We start from the raw sequence: 15,338 nt of genomic DNA, 5'->3' as shown, positions 1-15,338 counted from the left end.
TGTTTTTACCAGAAATACCAGTAAAATAATACACATAACACTACTACTCCTAGGGAAGCAATAACATCCCATTTGTCCCAGCTTTTTCTAATAAGAGCCTTATAATCTCCTGTAAATGTAATGGCATCAATCTGTTTTTCTGTAGGTTTGGGTGTAAACATAGAAACCACTACCATCATTAGCATAATAAATACCAACAACCATATTTCGAAAATTAGCCAATTGGTTTTCCAGAACCATGTGGTAGCTTCCCAGAACCAACCTGTCATTTCGTCTTTACCTGTATTGGTAAAAATATTGGTTAATAACCTCAACATACCAATTACAAAACCGACTATCATACCAGCTTCTCCTGCTTTAGGAGTAATTCTTTTAGAGTAAATTCCTAAGACAAATACAGCAACCATAGCTGGAGCTAATAAAGATTGAATTCCTTGTAAATAATCATATAAACTTCCTAAACTTTGCATAATAGGAATCCAAATAATACCAAGAACTACTACTACTACTGTTGCCAAACGACCAACCATTACGTAAGTAGATTCTGATTTACCTTTGAACATTGGTTTATAAAAATCTTCTGTAAACAAAGTAGCACAAGAGTTGAAAAAAGCAGCTAAAGAAGCAACCAGAGCAGATATAAAACCTATAGTTACAATACCTTTTACACCAGCAGGTAAAACAAATTTTACCATTGCACCAAATGCTGCATCTGTATTGAGGACAGATTTACCGTCTTTAATTACATATCCCATATCAAACCCAGAGCCAGTTTTACTTTGTAATGCTATGGCAATCATCCCAGGAATAAGAAACATGAAAACAGGTAATAATTTGAAATAACCAGCAGCAATAGTTCCTCTTCTTGCTCTTTTCATTACAACATCATTAGCTTCTCCTTTTGTTTGTCCAAGAACTCTTTGTACAATATGCTGGTCTGTACACCAATACCAAAAACCAATAATTGAAGCACCTATAAAAACCCAAAATCCTGGATAATCATCATAAAAAGGGTCTCCTGTTTGAAAGTGAAACATGTGATTAGTACCATAAGGAACTCCGTCTTTTCCTACATTGAGTGTTTTGGCATAATCTATCATTGCAGTCCATCCATTAGCAACATTACCATCTCCTAATGCAGATAAACCTAAGAAAAGAACTAAAAAAGAACCGATAATAAGAATAGGCGTTTGTATTGCAGAAAGTGTCATAACACCTTTCATTCCACCAAAAACAGTAAAAACACCTGTTAATACAATTAGTCCTATTGCGCCATACCAAAAAGGAAGACCTAATAAACTTTCCATAAAAATACCACCCGTAAATGCAGTTACACTCACTTTTGTAAGTACATAAGCAATAAGTGTAATAATAGAAAGCCAAGAACCTGTAGCTGGAGTGTATCTATTTTTCAAAAAATCTGGCATGGTAATAATTTTCCCTAACTTATTGTTCATTAATTGATAAAAAGGAACAAAAAGCCATCCTAAAAGGAGAATCATCCAACCTTGCATTTCCCAGTGTGCCATACCAACACCTGCTTTTGCACCAGTACCCGCAAGACCAACTAAGTGCTCTGACCCAATATTAGCTGCAAAAATAGCGGCACCAATAATATACCAAGGTTCGCCTTTCCCAAACAAATAATCTTCGCTATCTGCCCCTTCCTGAGAGCGCTTATCTTTTTGTATTGCACGCCATACAGCATAAGAAACGGCTAAAATCCCTACTGCTATAATGAGCCAGTCGAGCCAAATAAATTCGTGTGAATTCCAATTCATGACCTTATTTTTTTACTGAAAATTTATAAATTGTTTTTGTGTGATACTTTTCTCCTGGTTTTAATTCTACAGATGGAAAAGTTGGTTGGTTAGGAGAATCAGGATAATGTTGTGTTTCTAGACATAAACCTGTTCTAAATTCGTTTTTACCTCCTGTTTTAGTATCATATTTCCCATCAAGAAAATTACCTGAATAAAATTGTACACCTGGTTGGTCTGTAATTACTTCCATTACTCTACCACTTTCTGGGTGTAATAATGTACCGATAGTTCTAAGACCTTTACCGTTTAAAACCCAACAATGATCAAATCCATTTCCTTTTTTTATTTGTTCGTCTTGTGCATTAATATCTTTTCCTACAAGTTTTGGAGTTCTAAAATCAAAAGGAGTATTAGCAACTGGTTTTAACTCGCCAGTAGGAATTAAAACATTATTTACTGGGATAAATTTGTCTGCAGAAAGTTGCAAAACATGATCTGTAATAGGTTGAGTAAATTTACCAGATAAATTAAAATATGAATGCTGCGTAAGATTTACAATAGTATTTTTGTCTGTTGTAGCTTCATAATCTATTTCTAGAGCATTCTCATCTGTTAAAGTATAAATTACGGTAGTAACTAATTTACCAGGGAAACCTTGCTCGCCATCTTCGCTTGTATATGTTAATTTCAAAGATGGGTTTTTAGCATTTTCAATTGGTTCTGCGGTCCATAATTTTGAATAAAAACCTTCTTTACCACCGTGTAAATGATTAGTTCCATCATTTTTATTTAATTCGAAAGATTTTCCGTCTAAAGTAAATTTAGCATTAGCAATTCTGTTGCCATATCTACCGATAAGTGCTCCAAAAAAGTATGGATTACCATTAAAGTAGTCTTCTGGTTTGGTATATCCTAATACAACATCCTCCATTTTACCATTTTTATCTGGTGCTGTAAGAGAAGTAATAATTGCTCCATAGTTAATAATCTGAACTTTCATTCCATTTTTATTGGTAAGAGTGTAGATATCTACTTCTTTACCATCAGATGTTTTTCCGTAGAAAGCTTTGCTAATTTCGTTTTGGGTAGCTTCTAATTGGGCTGATTCTTTCATGTTTTCTTTTGTTTCCTGTTTTTTACAGTTTAACAACGCTAAACAAGTCACAAGGAATAGAGCTAAAAGTTTAATCGTTTTCATATTTTAAATGAGTGATTTGTTAGTTTGTTTTTATTTTTTTCCGAATTGCTAATTTAAAATAGTTTTAGGAAAATATTTCAATATATTTTTTTTAAAATACCCCCTTCGTAAAATTACGAAAGGGAGTATTCCTATTTCAAATTAAAACCAATTTTTACAATTTATTACTAAACAAGTGATAATAAACTTCATTAGAATTAAGTTTATCTTTAAACTCACGAATGTTAGTATCAGCATCTATCACAAGTAATTCAATACCAGCCATTTCTGCAAAATCTTCCATATATTCTGTTGTAAGAGCTTGGCTATATACAGTATGGTGTGCACCTCCTGCCAAGATCCAAGCTTCTGTAGAAATTTCTAAATTTGGTTTAGGGTCTTGTAATACTCTTGCAACAGGTAATTTTGGTAAATCTGCCAAAGGTTCTACTGCTTCTACTTCGTTTACAATCATTCTGAAACGATTGCCCATATCTACCAAAGTTGTATTGATTGCTGGTCCTTTTGCTCCGTTGAAAACCAATCTTACAGGGTCTTCTTTACCTCCAATTCCCAAAGGATGAATTTCACAACTTGGTTTATCATCTGCTATTGTTGGACAAATTTCTAACATGTGAGAGCCAAGATTATAAGATTTTTCTGCTCCAAAGTGATACGTATAATCTTCCATAAAAGAGGTACCTTTTTCTAAACCAATATTCATTACTTTAGAAGCACGAAGTAAGGCTGCTGTTTTCCAGTCACCTTCTGCACCAAAACCATAACCGTCTGCCATTAATCTTTGAGAAGCAATACCTGGTAACTGACGAAGTTCTCCTAAATTTTCAAAAGTATCGGTGTATCCTTTGAAGCCTCCTTTTTCTAAAAATGCTCTTAAGCCTAATTCTATTCTTGCAGCTTCATAAAGAGATTCTCTTTTTTCGCCACCTTCTAATAATGATGGCATTAGGTTATAAGAGCTTTCATATTCTTTAACCAAAGCTTCTACTTTTGTTGGTTCTAAAGCTTTTATTTCGTTTACAACATCAGAAGAATCATATCCATTTACAGAAAACCCAAAACGAACTTGAGCTTCTACTTTGTCTCCTTCTGTAACGGCTACTTCTCTCATGTTATCGCCAATTCTAGCAAATTTAGCACCTTGCCAATCGTCCCAACCAAGTGCAACACGAGACCAAACGCCTAATTTTTCTTGAACTTTTTCAGATTTCCAGTGTCCTGCAATTACTTTTCTTTTGATTCTCAATCTTGTTACCATGTGCCCGAATTCTCTATCTCCATGTGCAGATTGATTAAGATTCATAAAATCCATATCAATAGAATCCCAAGGAATCTCTGCATTAAATTGAGTATGAAGATGGCAAAGTGGTTTTTTGTATTGTGTAAGTCCATTAATCCACATTTTTGCAGGAGAAAAAGTATGCATCCAAGCAACTACACCAATACATTGAGGGTCGTTATTGGCATCCGAAAGAAGTTTGGTAACTTCTGCAGTAGTTGTAGCAAGACCTTTATCAAGAATTTCTACAACTACTTTACCCGAATTATTGAAACCTTTAACGATTTCTGCTGAATGTTCTTTTACTTGTTTTAGAGTTTCTTCTCCGTATAGATGTTGGCTTCCTGTAATAAACCAAATTTTTTTGGTATCTAAATTTACTAACATGATGTATTTATTTTAAATATTTTAAGAATTATTGTCCGTAATATGCATTTTTACCATGCTTACGTTCGTAATGTTTTTTAATAAGAGAATCTTTAAGTCTAGGTGCGTTAGGATTAATCTGACGTGTGAGATAAGCCATTTCTGCAATGGTTTCTAAAACTTTGCTGTTGTAAACCGCTTTATCTGCATTTTTGCCCCAAGTAAAAGGCCCGTGATTTCCTACCAATACCATTTCTACTTCTTCATAAGACAAACCTTTTTCTTTGAAACAATCTAGAATTTGAATTCCTGTATTGTGTTCGTAGTTTCCTTCAATTAAATCATCTCTCATTGGAGGCGCACATGGGATGTCTGTAGTAAGATGATCTGCATGTGTAGTTCCAAAAATTGGAATATCTAACTGAGATTGTGCCCAAGCTACCGAATAAATTGCATGAGTATGAGAAATTCCTCCTACATTTTCCCAGTTTTTGTAAAGAAAAGCATGGGTTTTGGTATCAGAAGATGGTCTTAGTTTTCCTTGGATAATATTTGCATCAAAATCCAAAATCACCATGTCTTCTGGTTTTAAATCAGCATAAGGAACACCGCTTGGTTTTATTGCGAAAACTCCTTTTTCTCTGTCTACTGCGCTCACATTGCCAAAAGTATAAACCACTAATTTTAAAGCGTCTAATTGCATATTTGCCTCGTAGCATTCTCTTTGAAGTTCTTTATAAATCATAATTGATAATTATTATTTGTTAATTGATAACTCAATGGAAATGAGATTGATTCTTAATCATTAACCATTGATAATTTTTTTGATTTAATTTTATTTTCCACAAAATTTGCAAGTTGGCTATACTCTTCCAGAAATTCAGAATACATTTTAACTTGGTCTACCTGAGGAAAATATTCTGCTTCAAAATCTGAACCCATTTTTTGGCTTGCTTCTACAACTGTAGGATAAATTCCTGCGGCAACTGCTGCGTAAACGGCTGCTCCTAAAGCTGGTGCTTGGTCTGACTTAGCTACCACAATTGGCATATTAAGTACATTAGCCAAAGTTTGCATAATGAATGGAGATTTTCTGGCAACACCACCAATACCAATCACTTTGTTTATTTTTACCCCTTCTTCTTCGAAACGGTCTACAATTTTTTTAGAACCAAAACAAATGGCATTAACCAAAGCTTTGAAAATATGAGGAGCTTTTGTTCCTAAAGAAAGATTGCTAAGTGCTGCTTTTAATTCTTGGTTAGCATCTGGAGTTCTTCTACCATTAATCCAATCTAATGCAATTGGAACTGCATCTGATAAAGGTATGCTCTCTGCTTCATAAGTAAGAACTCTAATCAGATTGTTTTCAATTTCATCTTTTAGAGCATTTTTTTGTTCTGCACTTACTAAATCAGATTTTAGTAAAACGTTATTAACAGGCCACATTAGAACATCTTTGTACCAAGCCAAAACATCTCCAAATGCAGATTGACCAGCTTCTAGCCCAATGTAACCTGGGATTACAGAACCATCAACTTGTCCGCAAATTCCTTTTACAGTATTAGTTCCTATTACATCATTTGGAGCAATCATAATATCACAAGTAGAAGTTCCCATAATTCTGATAAGAACATTTTCATCAACTTTAGCACCTACAGCGCCAGAATGTGCATCAAAAGTACCTACAGCAATTACTGTATTGGTAGTAAGACCTAATAAGTTAGCCCATTCTTCATTTAAATTACCTGCAATTTCGTCTGAAGTATAAGTATTTTGGTATAATCTATCTCTAAGTTCTGCCAAAGAAGGGTCTAGTTTTTCTAAAAATTCTTTAGAAGGTAAGCCTCCCCAGCTTTCGTGCCACATAGATTTATGACCAGCTGCGCATCTACTTCTTTTGAATGAATCTAAATCTTTTTGGTCTGAAAGGATAAAAGTCATTAAATCGCAATGTTCTAACCAGCTATATGCAGCATTTTTCACCAACTCGTCTTCTCTGTTGATGTGTAAAATTTTTGCCCAAAACCATTCTGAAGAGTAAATTCCGCCTTCAAATTTTGTATAATCTTCACCGCCCCAAGATTTAGCCAAATTATTAATTTCTTCGGCTTCTGCAATTGAGGTATGGTCTTTCCAAAGAACCATCATTGCATTGGGATTTTCTTCAAAACCAGGAGTCATACATAACGGAACGCCTTCTTTATTTACCGGAATTGGTGAAGAACCAGTGGTATCAATGCAAATACTCACAATTTGTTCTGGATTGATATTGCTTTCGGCAACTACCGTTTTTATTGTATTTTCTAATCCTTCAATATGGTCTAAAGGATGTTGTCTAAATCTATTTACACTAGGACTACAGAATTTACCTTCTTTCCATCTTTGATAATAATGTACGCTAGATGCTAGTTCTGTACCATTATCGGTATCGATTAGTACGGCTCTTACAGAGTCTGTTCCGTAGTCTAATCCGATGACATATTTTTTCATAATTGATATAAGTATTTAAAGAATTTTATTATACAAATATAATATTTGATTTATTAATAAATGTAATATTTACACTTATTTGTTTGCAATCTGAGATATATCATTATTCACTCAAAATTAAAGGTTTGAAACCTTAACTAGAATAAGCGAATTAGATGGAATCTTAATTGAAAAATTCTTTTTATTGATTTTTATTTTTTCTTGTACAGGTTTAATGTTTTCGTTAGAAAAATTATTCTCAGAGGTTAAATCATTTCCTTTTAAAGTAATAATCTCTGCTACATTTCCTAGATTAATATTTTGAGTATTAATTTTTAAATCTTTGCTAATAGAATCTGTATTTACAATTTTAATAATTGTTTGTTTTTTTACTTTATCTACTACAGCAGATGCATATAATTTATCTTGCCCTACAAGAGGTTTTCCGTTTTCGTTAATCGAAATAAGGTCTGTACCTTTATTATTAGAAAATAATTGCTGAACGTAATAATTAGGCGTTACAAATGAAGACAAATTATTAAACCAAATTAAATCTGGTGTCCATTGCCAACCTTCAGCATGTGCAAATAAAGGTGCATAAGACGTCATATAAACTACATCTGCATTTCTTTCTAAGCCCGTCATAAAAGCAGCTTCTGAAAGCGCTGTAACCCAACTATTTTTATTATCTGGACTTGCTATTGCTACAGTTTGCACAGCATATTCGCCAGCAAAAACTTTTGGAGCTGTTCTATCATATTTATCATATCTGGTTGCATTTTTTTGAAACCATTCTGGCGAGTTATAATAATGCTCATCTACAAACTGTGTATTTAATTTTTTAAGTTCTTTCCATCCATAATCAAAATATTCTCCGTCTGGGAATGGGCCACTACCAGAAACAATTTTAATATCAGGATATTTGTTATGAATTGCTTTTTCAAAAAGTTTATATCTTTCTATATAATCTGGCCCCCATTGTTCGTTACCAACGCCAATCATGGTTAAATTGAAAGATTTCTGGTGTCCCATTTCTGCTCTCAAAGCTCCCCATTTTGTGGTTTTAGCATCTCCATTAGCAAATTCAATTAAATCTAAAGCATCTTGAATATAAGGTTCTAACTCTTCCAAATGCACCAATTCTCCGGTATTAAATTGGCAAGCAATACCACAACTTAAAATTGGAAGAGGCGAAGCTCCTAAATCTTCGGCTAATTGGAAATATTCGTAAAACCCTAAACCAAAAGTTTGAAAATAATCTGGAGCCGGACGGTGAGAAAATTCTGTATTCCATCTATTGATAAGGGTTTCTCTTTTATCAACTTCTCCTACTGTTTTTTTCCATTGATATCTTTCTGCAAGATTTCTTCCTTCTACAATACAACCGCCAGGGAATCGTAAAAATCCTGGTTTCAAATCATATAACTTTTGTACTAAATCTTTTCTTAAACCATTTGGTCTATTATTCCAAGTTTCTTGCGGAAATAAAGAAATCATATCCATATTTACCACTCCATTTCCATTGAAAGTAATTTTTAATTTGCCTTTTTCTACAGTTTTAGAAGAAGTAAGTACTGTATTGTATTTTTTCCACTCAACATTATTAATGGCAACTGTTTCTTTTGCTACAGAATTTCCTTTTTCGTCTAAAAGTTCAAAATTTACAGACTGTACTTCTCCTGAAATATTTTGAGACGAAAAAGAAAGATTATACTTAGCATTTTGATGCAAGCCAATTCCTTTGAAGCCTTCGTTTATTAATTCATAATTGTTAGCATTATTAATGGTAATACGTGCATAATTATGGTTAGTATTGCCTATTTCGTCAATAATATTTGCATATCCTGAATTTTTATTTTCAGAATGAACATCACTTTTTGGCTGTAACCATCCCATTAATGGATTATAAAATTCGAAAGAACGATTTTTAACCAGTTCTGCATATAAACCGCCATCAGCAGCTTGGTTTATATCTTCGAAAAAGATACCATACATTGTTGGCTGAATTTTTATGTTGGTATTTTTACCATTTAATTCTAATGTATGATTAATATTTTGCGCTGAAACCAATCCACAAGAAAAAGAAGCAACAGCTATATTAAGTAATATTTTTTTTAAATTATTCATTGTAATTATTTATTGGGTATCCAAACTTTCATTTTATTTACACCTCTATTCGCCCAAGCGTAATAAGGTATTGCGGTGAAACTTTCGTTTCCTGTATTGAAATTTATTACATTAATTCCTTTCAATAAGTTGGGTTGATAAGTAACTTTAAACTGAGATGCTTTATCAATTTTAAGCAAATCAAAATTAGCTTTGTTGTCTATTTCTTCTACAGCATAAATAAACGGTCCGTAAGAAATTGCAGTTTTTCCGATGTTTTCTTTAACCAATGCATTGGTAGCAATAGTTTGTACATTCATTGGAAAATTCAATTCTATAACATCTTTGCTACTCCATTTTTTGTCTAGAATAATATACCCCTCTTTTACAAGTGGAGAAACTTTGGTTCCATTAATTTTCAAATCAAAAGATGATTGATTTTTAACTTGATAAGAATATAAATTACCTGGTAAAACCTCGTTTCTTGCCCAACTAGGGATTCTTATTTTAAGAGAAAACGGAGAAGATTTATCTGCACTTATAGTAATTCTAACTTTAGAATTAACCGGATATTCTGTCTCCTGAGCTATTTTTACTTTGTTACCATTTATTAAAACATTGGCTTCGCTTCCTACAAAAAGGTTTACAAAAACATTTTTCTTGTCGTGTGCGTAGATAAGATTGGGTATTGAAGGAATAAATCTTATTAAATTGGTAGGACAACAAGAACAATCAAACCAAGATTGGCGCGTACAAGAACCTCTGTTAAACTTATAAATTCCATCAGACTCTAAAGGATTAGGATAGAAAAACTCTGTTCCGGAAAGTGAGATACCAGAGATTACTGCATTATACAATGTTTTTTCTATTACATCTATATATTTATTATCACCAGAAAGATTAAACATTCTTTGGTTCCAATAAATATTTCCGATAGCAGCACAAGTCTCATTATAAGCGGTAAGATTTGGAAGTTCGTAGTTTTTACCAAAAGCTTCACCATCATGTCTTGCACCAATGCCTCCTGTAACATATATTTTTTTATTTACCATATTATCCCAAATACCATCAATAGCTTCGTGATAATCTTTATTATGATAAATAGCGGCAATATCCGTCATCCCTGCATACATGTATACTGCTCTTACGGCATGTCCCACAGCTTCTCTTTGTTGAATAACAGGAATACTATCTTGAGCATAAGCTCCAAAATTTTCTTTTTTTCTAGGGTCTCCTCTATGGTCTAAGAAAAATTTAGAAAGTGTAAGATAATTTTTGTTACCTGTAACTCCATATAATTTAATAAGACCTGTTTCTATAATTTGATGCCCAGGAACAGCTAAGATTTTGCCTTCATCATCTCCAAAAGTTTTTACAAATAAATCTGCATTTTTAATGGCTATATCTAGTAAATTTCTTTTACCCGTAGCTTTATAATGCACCACTGCAGCTTCATACAAATGTCCTGCATTGTATTCTTCGTGGCTCATATTCATATATTCCCATCTTACACCTTTATCTACTTTTACCCAAGGAGCCGGTGGTTTTGCAGGATTAATGGTTCTCCAAGTGGTAAGATATCCGTCTTTTTCTTGCCCAATTTTAATAATTGTAACTAAACTATCAACTAAAGATTCTAATTCTTTATTAGGCGAACTGATAAGAGAATTAGATGCTCCTTCAATAATTTTATAAACATCAGAATCATCAAAAGGCATTTGTCCTCTTACGGTTCCTTGTTTTACTTTTCCAGCAATTAAAAAATTATCAAATCTGCCTTCTTCATTACATTTTTCAATGGCGTAGGCAATAGTCTTTTTTTGAACATTTTGAATGATTGGCAGCCAAAACTTATCATTAATGTGAACATCTTTTACCTCAACTTGTTCTATTTTATAATCTGAATTTTTGTACTCGAGGTTATAAACTGAATTTTCAGAGACTGTCTTATTAGAGCCACATTGCGATGCTATAGTTAACACTAAAGCTGAAACAAATAAAAATGCTGTATTTTTCAATTTGAAGAGTATTTATTTTAATGGATTAAGCAATGAAGGCCAACCATTAGTCCATATTAATTCGCTTTTTTGTCCTACAGGAAATCCGTTTTTATGAGCATAGTAAGCATGATAGAAAATATAATCTTTACCATCAAAACTATAAACAGAGTTATGCCCAGCTCCAAACCAGTTTTCATTACCTTCTATAAGTAATTTTCCTCCACCTTCATTCATGGCAATTCCTTTATCATCTACATAAGGTCCTGTAATTTTTTCAGAGCGTCCTACTACCACTTTATAGGTACTATCTTTTCCTCTGCAACATAAATCAAAAGAAACAAATAGGTAGTAAAAACCGTCTTTTTTAAAGATAAAAGGAGCTTCTAAAGCCGCATCTCCAGGCTCTTTGTCATCTAATTTGAAAGAACGTTCTCTCTTAGCTATTGTATGCCATTCTTGTGGCTCTGCAATTGAAGTTAGATTTTTATTGAGTTTTACCAATTTTAATCCGCTCCAAAAAGAACCGAAAGACAAATATGGTGTATTGTTTTCGTCAAAAATTAGATTTGGGTCTATAGCATTCCACATATCTCTATTAGGAACAGATTCTATAACAATGCCATGATCTACCCATTTAAAATTTTTACTTTTACTATCTAATGTTTTATTAGTAGCAACACCAATAGCAGATGTATTTTTCGCAAAAGATGAAACGCTGTAATAAAGATAATACTCCCCATTATGAAAACTAATATCTGGGGCCCAAATATGATTTTTAAAATCTACAACCACATTTTTAGTCCATTCTGGAGCTTTATCAAACACTTGATTTTCGGGTTTCCAATTATTCAAATCATTAGAAGAATAAACAGTAATTCCATTACCTGTACAGAATAGATAAAAACGATTATCTTGTTTAATAACAACAGGATCGTGTACGTATGTTTCAAAAAGGGGTTTAGCAGTCTGTCCGAAAGAAACCCCAAACATGAAAAACAATCCTAATAGTGAAAAAAATTTCATCTTTTAGTCTAAATTTTGAAATTTATTGTAATTTTTTTGCCCAAATACAAGTTCCGAATTGATTCATTCCTGTTAAAAGAATGGTTTTCGAAACTTTATTTTCCCAATCTCTTCCTTGTTTTACAACAAATACATCTTTGAATGCACCATTAGCCCATGAAAGAGTAAGATAAGGTGCTGAATAAGACCATGTGTTGTTTGCGTCTCCATTAATTGTACCCGCAGTGTCTAAAACAGTATTGAATGAAGTTTGAAAATCTGGACTTGTTTGCTCTGCATCATAGCCTGGTACCGTTCTATATCCTAATACAATTTGTTCGTACTTACCTGCTAAATCCGAAGATTGTATTGTAGTTTGAGTAGTAGCAGCATATCTTTCTGGTGATGCAACTGGCCAACCGTCTTTAGTCCAATATAACTCTCTTACATGAAGATCCATAAAATAGCTATTTTCGCCAGGTCTTCCTTGATGAGCAATATAATATTGATTATTATCTCCTTTGAAAACACTTGGATGCGAAACACCTTGCCAACCCGAATGATTATTGAATTTATAAGGCGCTATAATCATTGGAGAAGCATCTATTCTATTATTTACATTTACTCCATTATAATCTACAAACGGACCATCTGGGCTGTCTGATCTAGCAACTCTAACGTTATACTTAGTCTGCAACCAGTCATAAGCGATGAAAAGATAATATTTTTTTTGCTCTGGGTTGTAAATAATCTCAGGACCTTCAATATTTCCGTTTATTTTACCACCAGTAGAAGCTCTCTGAGCAATACGAGTACCTTTGTCTAAGTCTGTTTGCGCTAATCCTGTAGTTGGATTAAGCTCTAATTTATAAATACCATCCCAAGCAGAACCATAGTACATAACATGTCTTCCAGATTCTGTAATAAGAACTGTAGGGTCTATAGCATTAGTGCCAACAGAATTATTAGCATAAGATCTTACAACTATTCCTTTCTCTGTCCAAGGACCTGTAGGAGAGCTAGATGTAGCAAGACCAATACAACTTAATCTAGGATTAGCCGAAGATAAAGAATAGTATAGCCTATATTCTCCGTTTACCACATTAATGTAAGGAGCCCATAAAGCATTAAAGGGAGTCCCACCATTCTGTTTTATAAAATCTGAACCCATTTTTGGAAGCCCATCAAAAACCCAGCCTACAAAATCCCAATTGATAAGGTCTTTAGATTTTCTAACTTGTATACCTGGTTTAATATCTGTACCAAAAGCGGCATCTGTACTATAACAATAATATGTATCTCCAACTTTTAAAATAGACGGATCGTGTACATTTCTATATCCCCACATTGTAACATAGGTAATAGGTGCTACATCATAATATGTATCTGTAATGGCATTGAAATTAGAATTCTCTCCTACAGCATTAGTATCTGTAGGTGTATTTTCGGGCACCCATTCTTGCTGTCTGCAAGAAAACATTACGAAATACGCAATTACTACTAAAATAGGAAGTCTTATAAGTGAAAATAATTTTTTCATAAGGCAATAATTTATTTAGAAGTTAGCACAACCACAGAAAAAGGAGGTACTTCTACTGTAAGTATATCTTTGGTTGTTTTAATTTTTTTGTATTCTTTAGGCTCTATAACATTTGGATTATCAAATGTATTATGGTCTTGAATTTTAGGTGAAGAAATAATTTTGGCAGTAAATACTTTTTTAGAAAAATCTTTAAGATTAATAGATGTTTCTACTGTATTTTTAGCATCAATATTCACTAAAGAAATAGTAACTACCCCATCTTTTTCTGATGCTGATGCCGAAACCGCCTTCAAACTTTCGCCATTTAATTTATATTCTGGGCTTTCAATCTGTAGAGGAATTAATTTTGCATCTTGATGAGCTTTATACAAATTCAAAACATGATAAGTTGGAGTAAGTATCATTTTTTCTCCTTTAGTAAGAATTACTGCCTGAAGAACATTAACAGTTTGAGCCAAATTAGCCATTCTTACTCTATCACTATGGTTATTAAAAATATTTAAAGTAACACCAGCAATCATTGCATCTCTCATGGTATTTTGTTGATATAAAAATCCTGGATTTGTTCCTTTTTCTACTTCATACCATCCTCCCCATTCGTCTACTACAAGTGCAGTTTTCTTTTCCGGGTCGTATTTATCCATAATTTGGCTATGTTTTGTAACCAATTCGTCCATTTTAAGAGCTGTTTTCATGGTTGCAAAATATTGCGCTTCATTATAATCTACAGCATCTCCTTTTTGGTCCCATTTTACGAAAGAATAAGAATGTAAAGCCACTCCTTCAATCATATTTCTAGGAATATCACGCATTAGAACTTCTGTCCAATGGTAATCATCTACATTTGCACCTGATGCTACTCTAAAAAGTTTATCAGAGTTAGTCCAATCAGTCATAAATGTAGCATACTGTTTATACAAATTTGCATAATATTCTGGTGCCATATTACCACCGCAGCCCCACATTTCGTTACCTACACCCCAAATTTTCACATTCCAAGATTTATCTCGTCCGTTTTGTTTACGAAGATCCGTCATAGGGCTTTTGGTATCTTTACCGGTGTATTGTACCCAATCTGATAATTCTTTTACTTCGCCACTACCTACGTTTCCAGCTAAATAAGGTTCTGTACCAAGTTCTTCTGCTAGATTTAAGAATTCATGAGTTCCAAATGAATTGTCTTCAGTATTACCTCCCCACCAGTTATTAACAATGGTTGGTCTAAGGTTTTTAGGTCCAATACCATCTTTCCAATGATAAGTATCTGCAAAACAACCTCCTGGCCATCTTAAATTAGGAATTTTCAATTCTTTTAGTGCATTAATAATATCTTTTCTAACACCATTAGAATTAGGAATTTTACTATTTTCCCCTACGTAAATACCATCGTATATACCTCTTCCTAAATGTTCTGCAAAATGCCCATAAATATGTTTACTAATAATGGATGAAGGCTGTTTGGTATCTACGGAAATGGTAGATTTTGTTTGCGCCGTTACTATTGAGCCACAAACTAATACTGAAATTTTTAAAAATTTATTGATATTCATACAAAATTTTTTTTGAAATGTTGCCCAGAATAAAATTAATCCTAAATTATCTGGGCAAC

The 15,338-nt window shown here is 33.2% G+C and carries 10 protein-coding genes; all 10 read right to left on the bottom strand.

Going from position 1 to position 15,338, the window contains the following annotated elements:
• Positions 1–5: 5 nt before the first annotated feature.
• Positions 6–1,781 (bottom strand): sodium:solute symporter, encoded by a 1,776-nt coding sequence (locus tag QM746_RS05745; protein ID WP_414983342.1) that lies wholly within the window; start codon positions 1,779–1,781, stop codon positions 6–8.
• Positions 1,782–1,785: 4 nt separating this feature from the next.
• Complete coding sequence (locus tag QM746_RS05740) at positions 1,786–2,961, bottom strand: aldose epimerase family protein (RefSeq protein ID WP_414983341.1); 1,176 nt, start codon at positions 2,959–2,961, stop codon at positions 1,786–1,788.
• A gap of 154 nt (positions 2,962–3,115) precedes the next feature.
• Positions 3,116–4,627 carry an L-arabinose isomerase gene (gene araA, locus QM746_RS05735; RefSeq protein ID WP_414983340.1) on the bottom strand — a complete coding sequence of 504 codons (1,512 nt, stop codon included), beginning with the start codon at positions 4,625–4,627 and terminating at the stop codon, positions 3,116–3,118.
• A 28-nt stretch (positions 4,628–4,655) separates the two neighbouring features.
• Positions 4,656–5,351 carry an L-ribulose-5-phosphate 4-epimerase gene (locus QM746_RS05730; RefSeq protein WP_414983339.1) on the bottom strand — a complete coding sequence of 232 codons (696 nt, stop codon included), beginning with the start codon at positions 5,349–5,351 and terminating at the stop codon, positions 4,656–4,658.
• Between the two features lie 53 nt (positions 5,352–5,404).
• Positions 5,405–7,099, bottom strand: a complete 1,695-nt coding sequence (locus tag QM746_RS05725) for a ribulokinase (protein ID WP_414983338.1) — start codon at positions 7,097–7,099, stop codon at positions 5,405–5,407.
• A 117-nt stretch (positions 7,100–7,216) separates the two neighbouring features.
• Positions 7,217–9,205, bottom strand: coding sequence for an alpha-L-arabinofuranosidase C-terminal domain-containing protein (locus QM746_RS05720; RefSeq protein ID WP_414983337.1), 1,989 nt, complete (start codon positions 9,203–9,205; stop codon positions 7,217–7,219).
• A gap of 5 nt (positions 9,206–9,210) precedes the next feature.
• Positions 9,211–11,202: a glycoside hydrolase family 127 protein gene (locus QM746_RS05715; protein WP_414983336.1), complete on the bottom strand. Its 1,992-nt coding sequence runs from the start codon at positions 11,200–11,202 to the stop codon at positions 9,211–9,213.
• A 12-nt stretch (positions 11,203–11,214) separates the two neighbouring features.
• Positions 11,215–12,207 carry an arabinan endo-1,5-alpha-L-arabinosidase gene (locus QM746_RS05710; protein WP_414983335.1) on the bottom strand — a complete coding sequence of 331 codons (993 nt, stop codon included), beginning with the start codon at positions 12,205–12,207 and terminating at the stop codon, positions 11,215–11,217.
• A 22-nt stretch (positions 12,208–12,229) separates the two neighbouring features.
• Positions 12,230–13,726, bottom strand: a complete 1,497-nt coding sequence (locus QM746_RS05705; protein ID WP_414983334.1) for an arabinan endo-1,5-alpha-L-arabinosidase — start codon at positions 13,724–13,726, stop codon at positions 12,230–12,232.
• 11 nt (positions 13,727–13,737) lie between these two features.
• Entirely contained in the window at positions 13,738–15,279 is a 1,542-nt protein-coding gene (locus QM746_RS05700; RefSeq protein WP_414983333.1) for an alpha-N-arabinofuranosidase, read from the bottom strand.
• Positions 15,280–15,338: the final 59 nt, after the last annotated feature.

The sequence above is a fragment of the Cloacibacterium sp. genome, from assembly GCF_047601505.1.
Taxonomy (GTDB): Bacteria; Bacteroidota; Bacteroidia; order Flavobacteriales; family Weeksellaceae; genus Cloacibacterium.
This window is presented reverse-complemented; position numbering and strand designations above follow the sequence as displayed.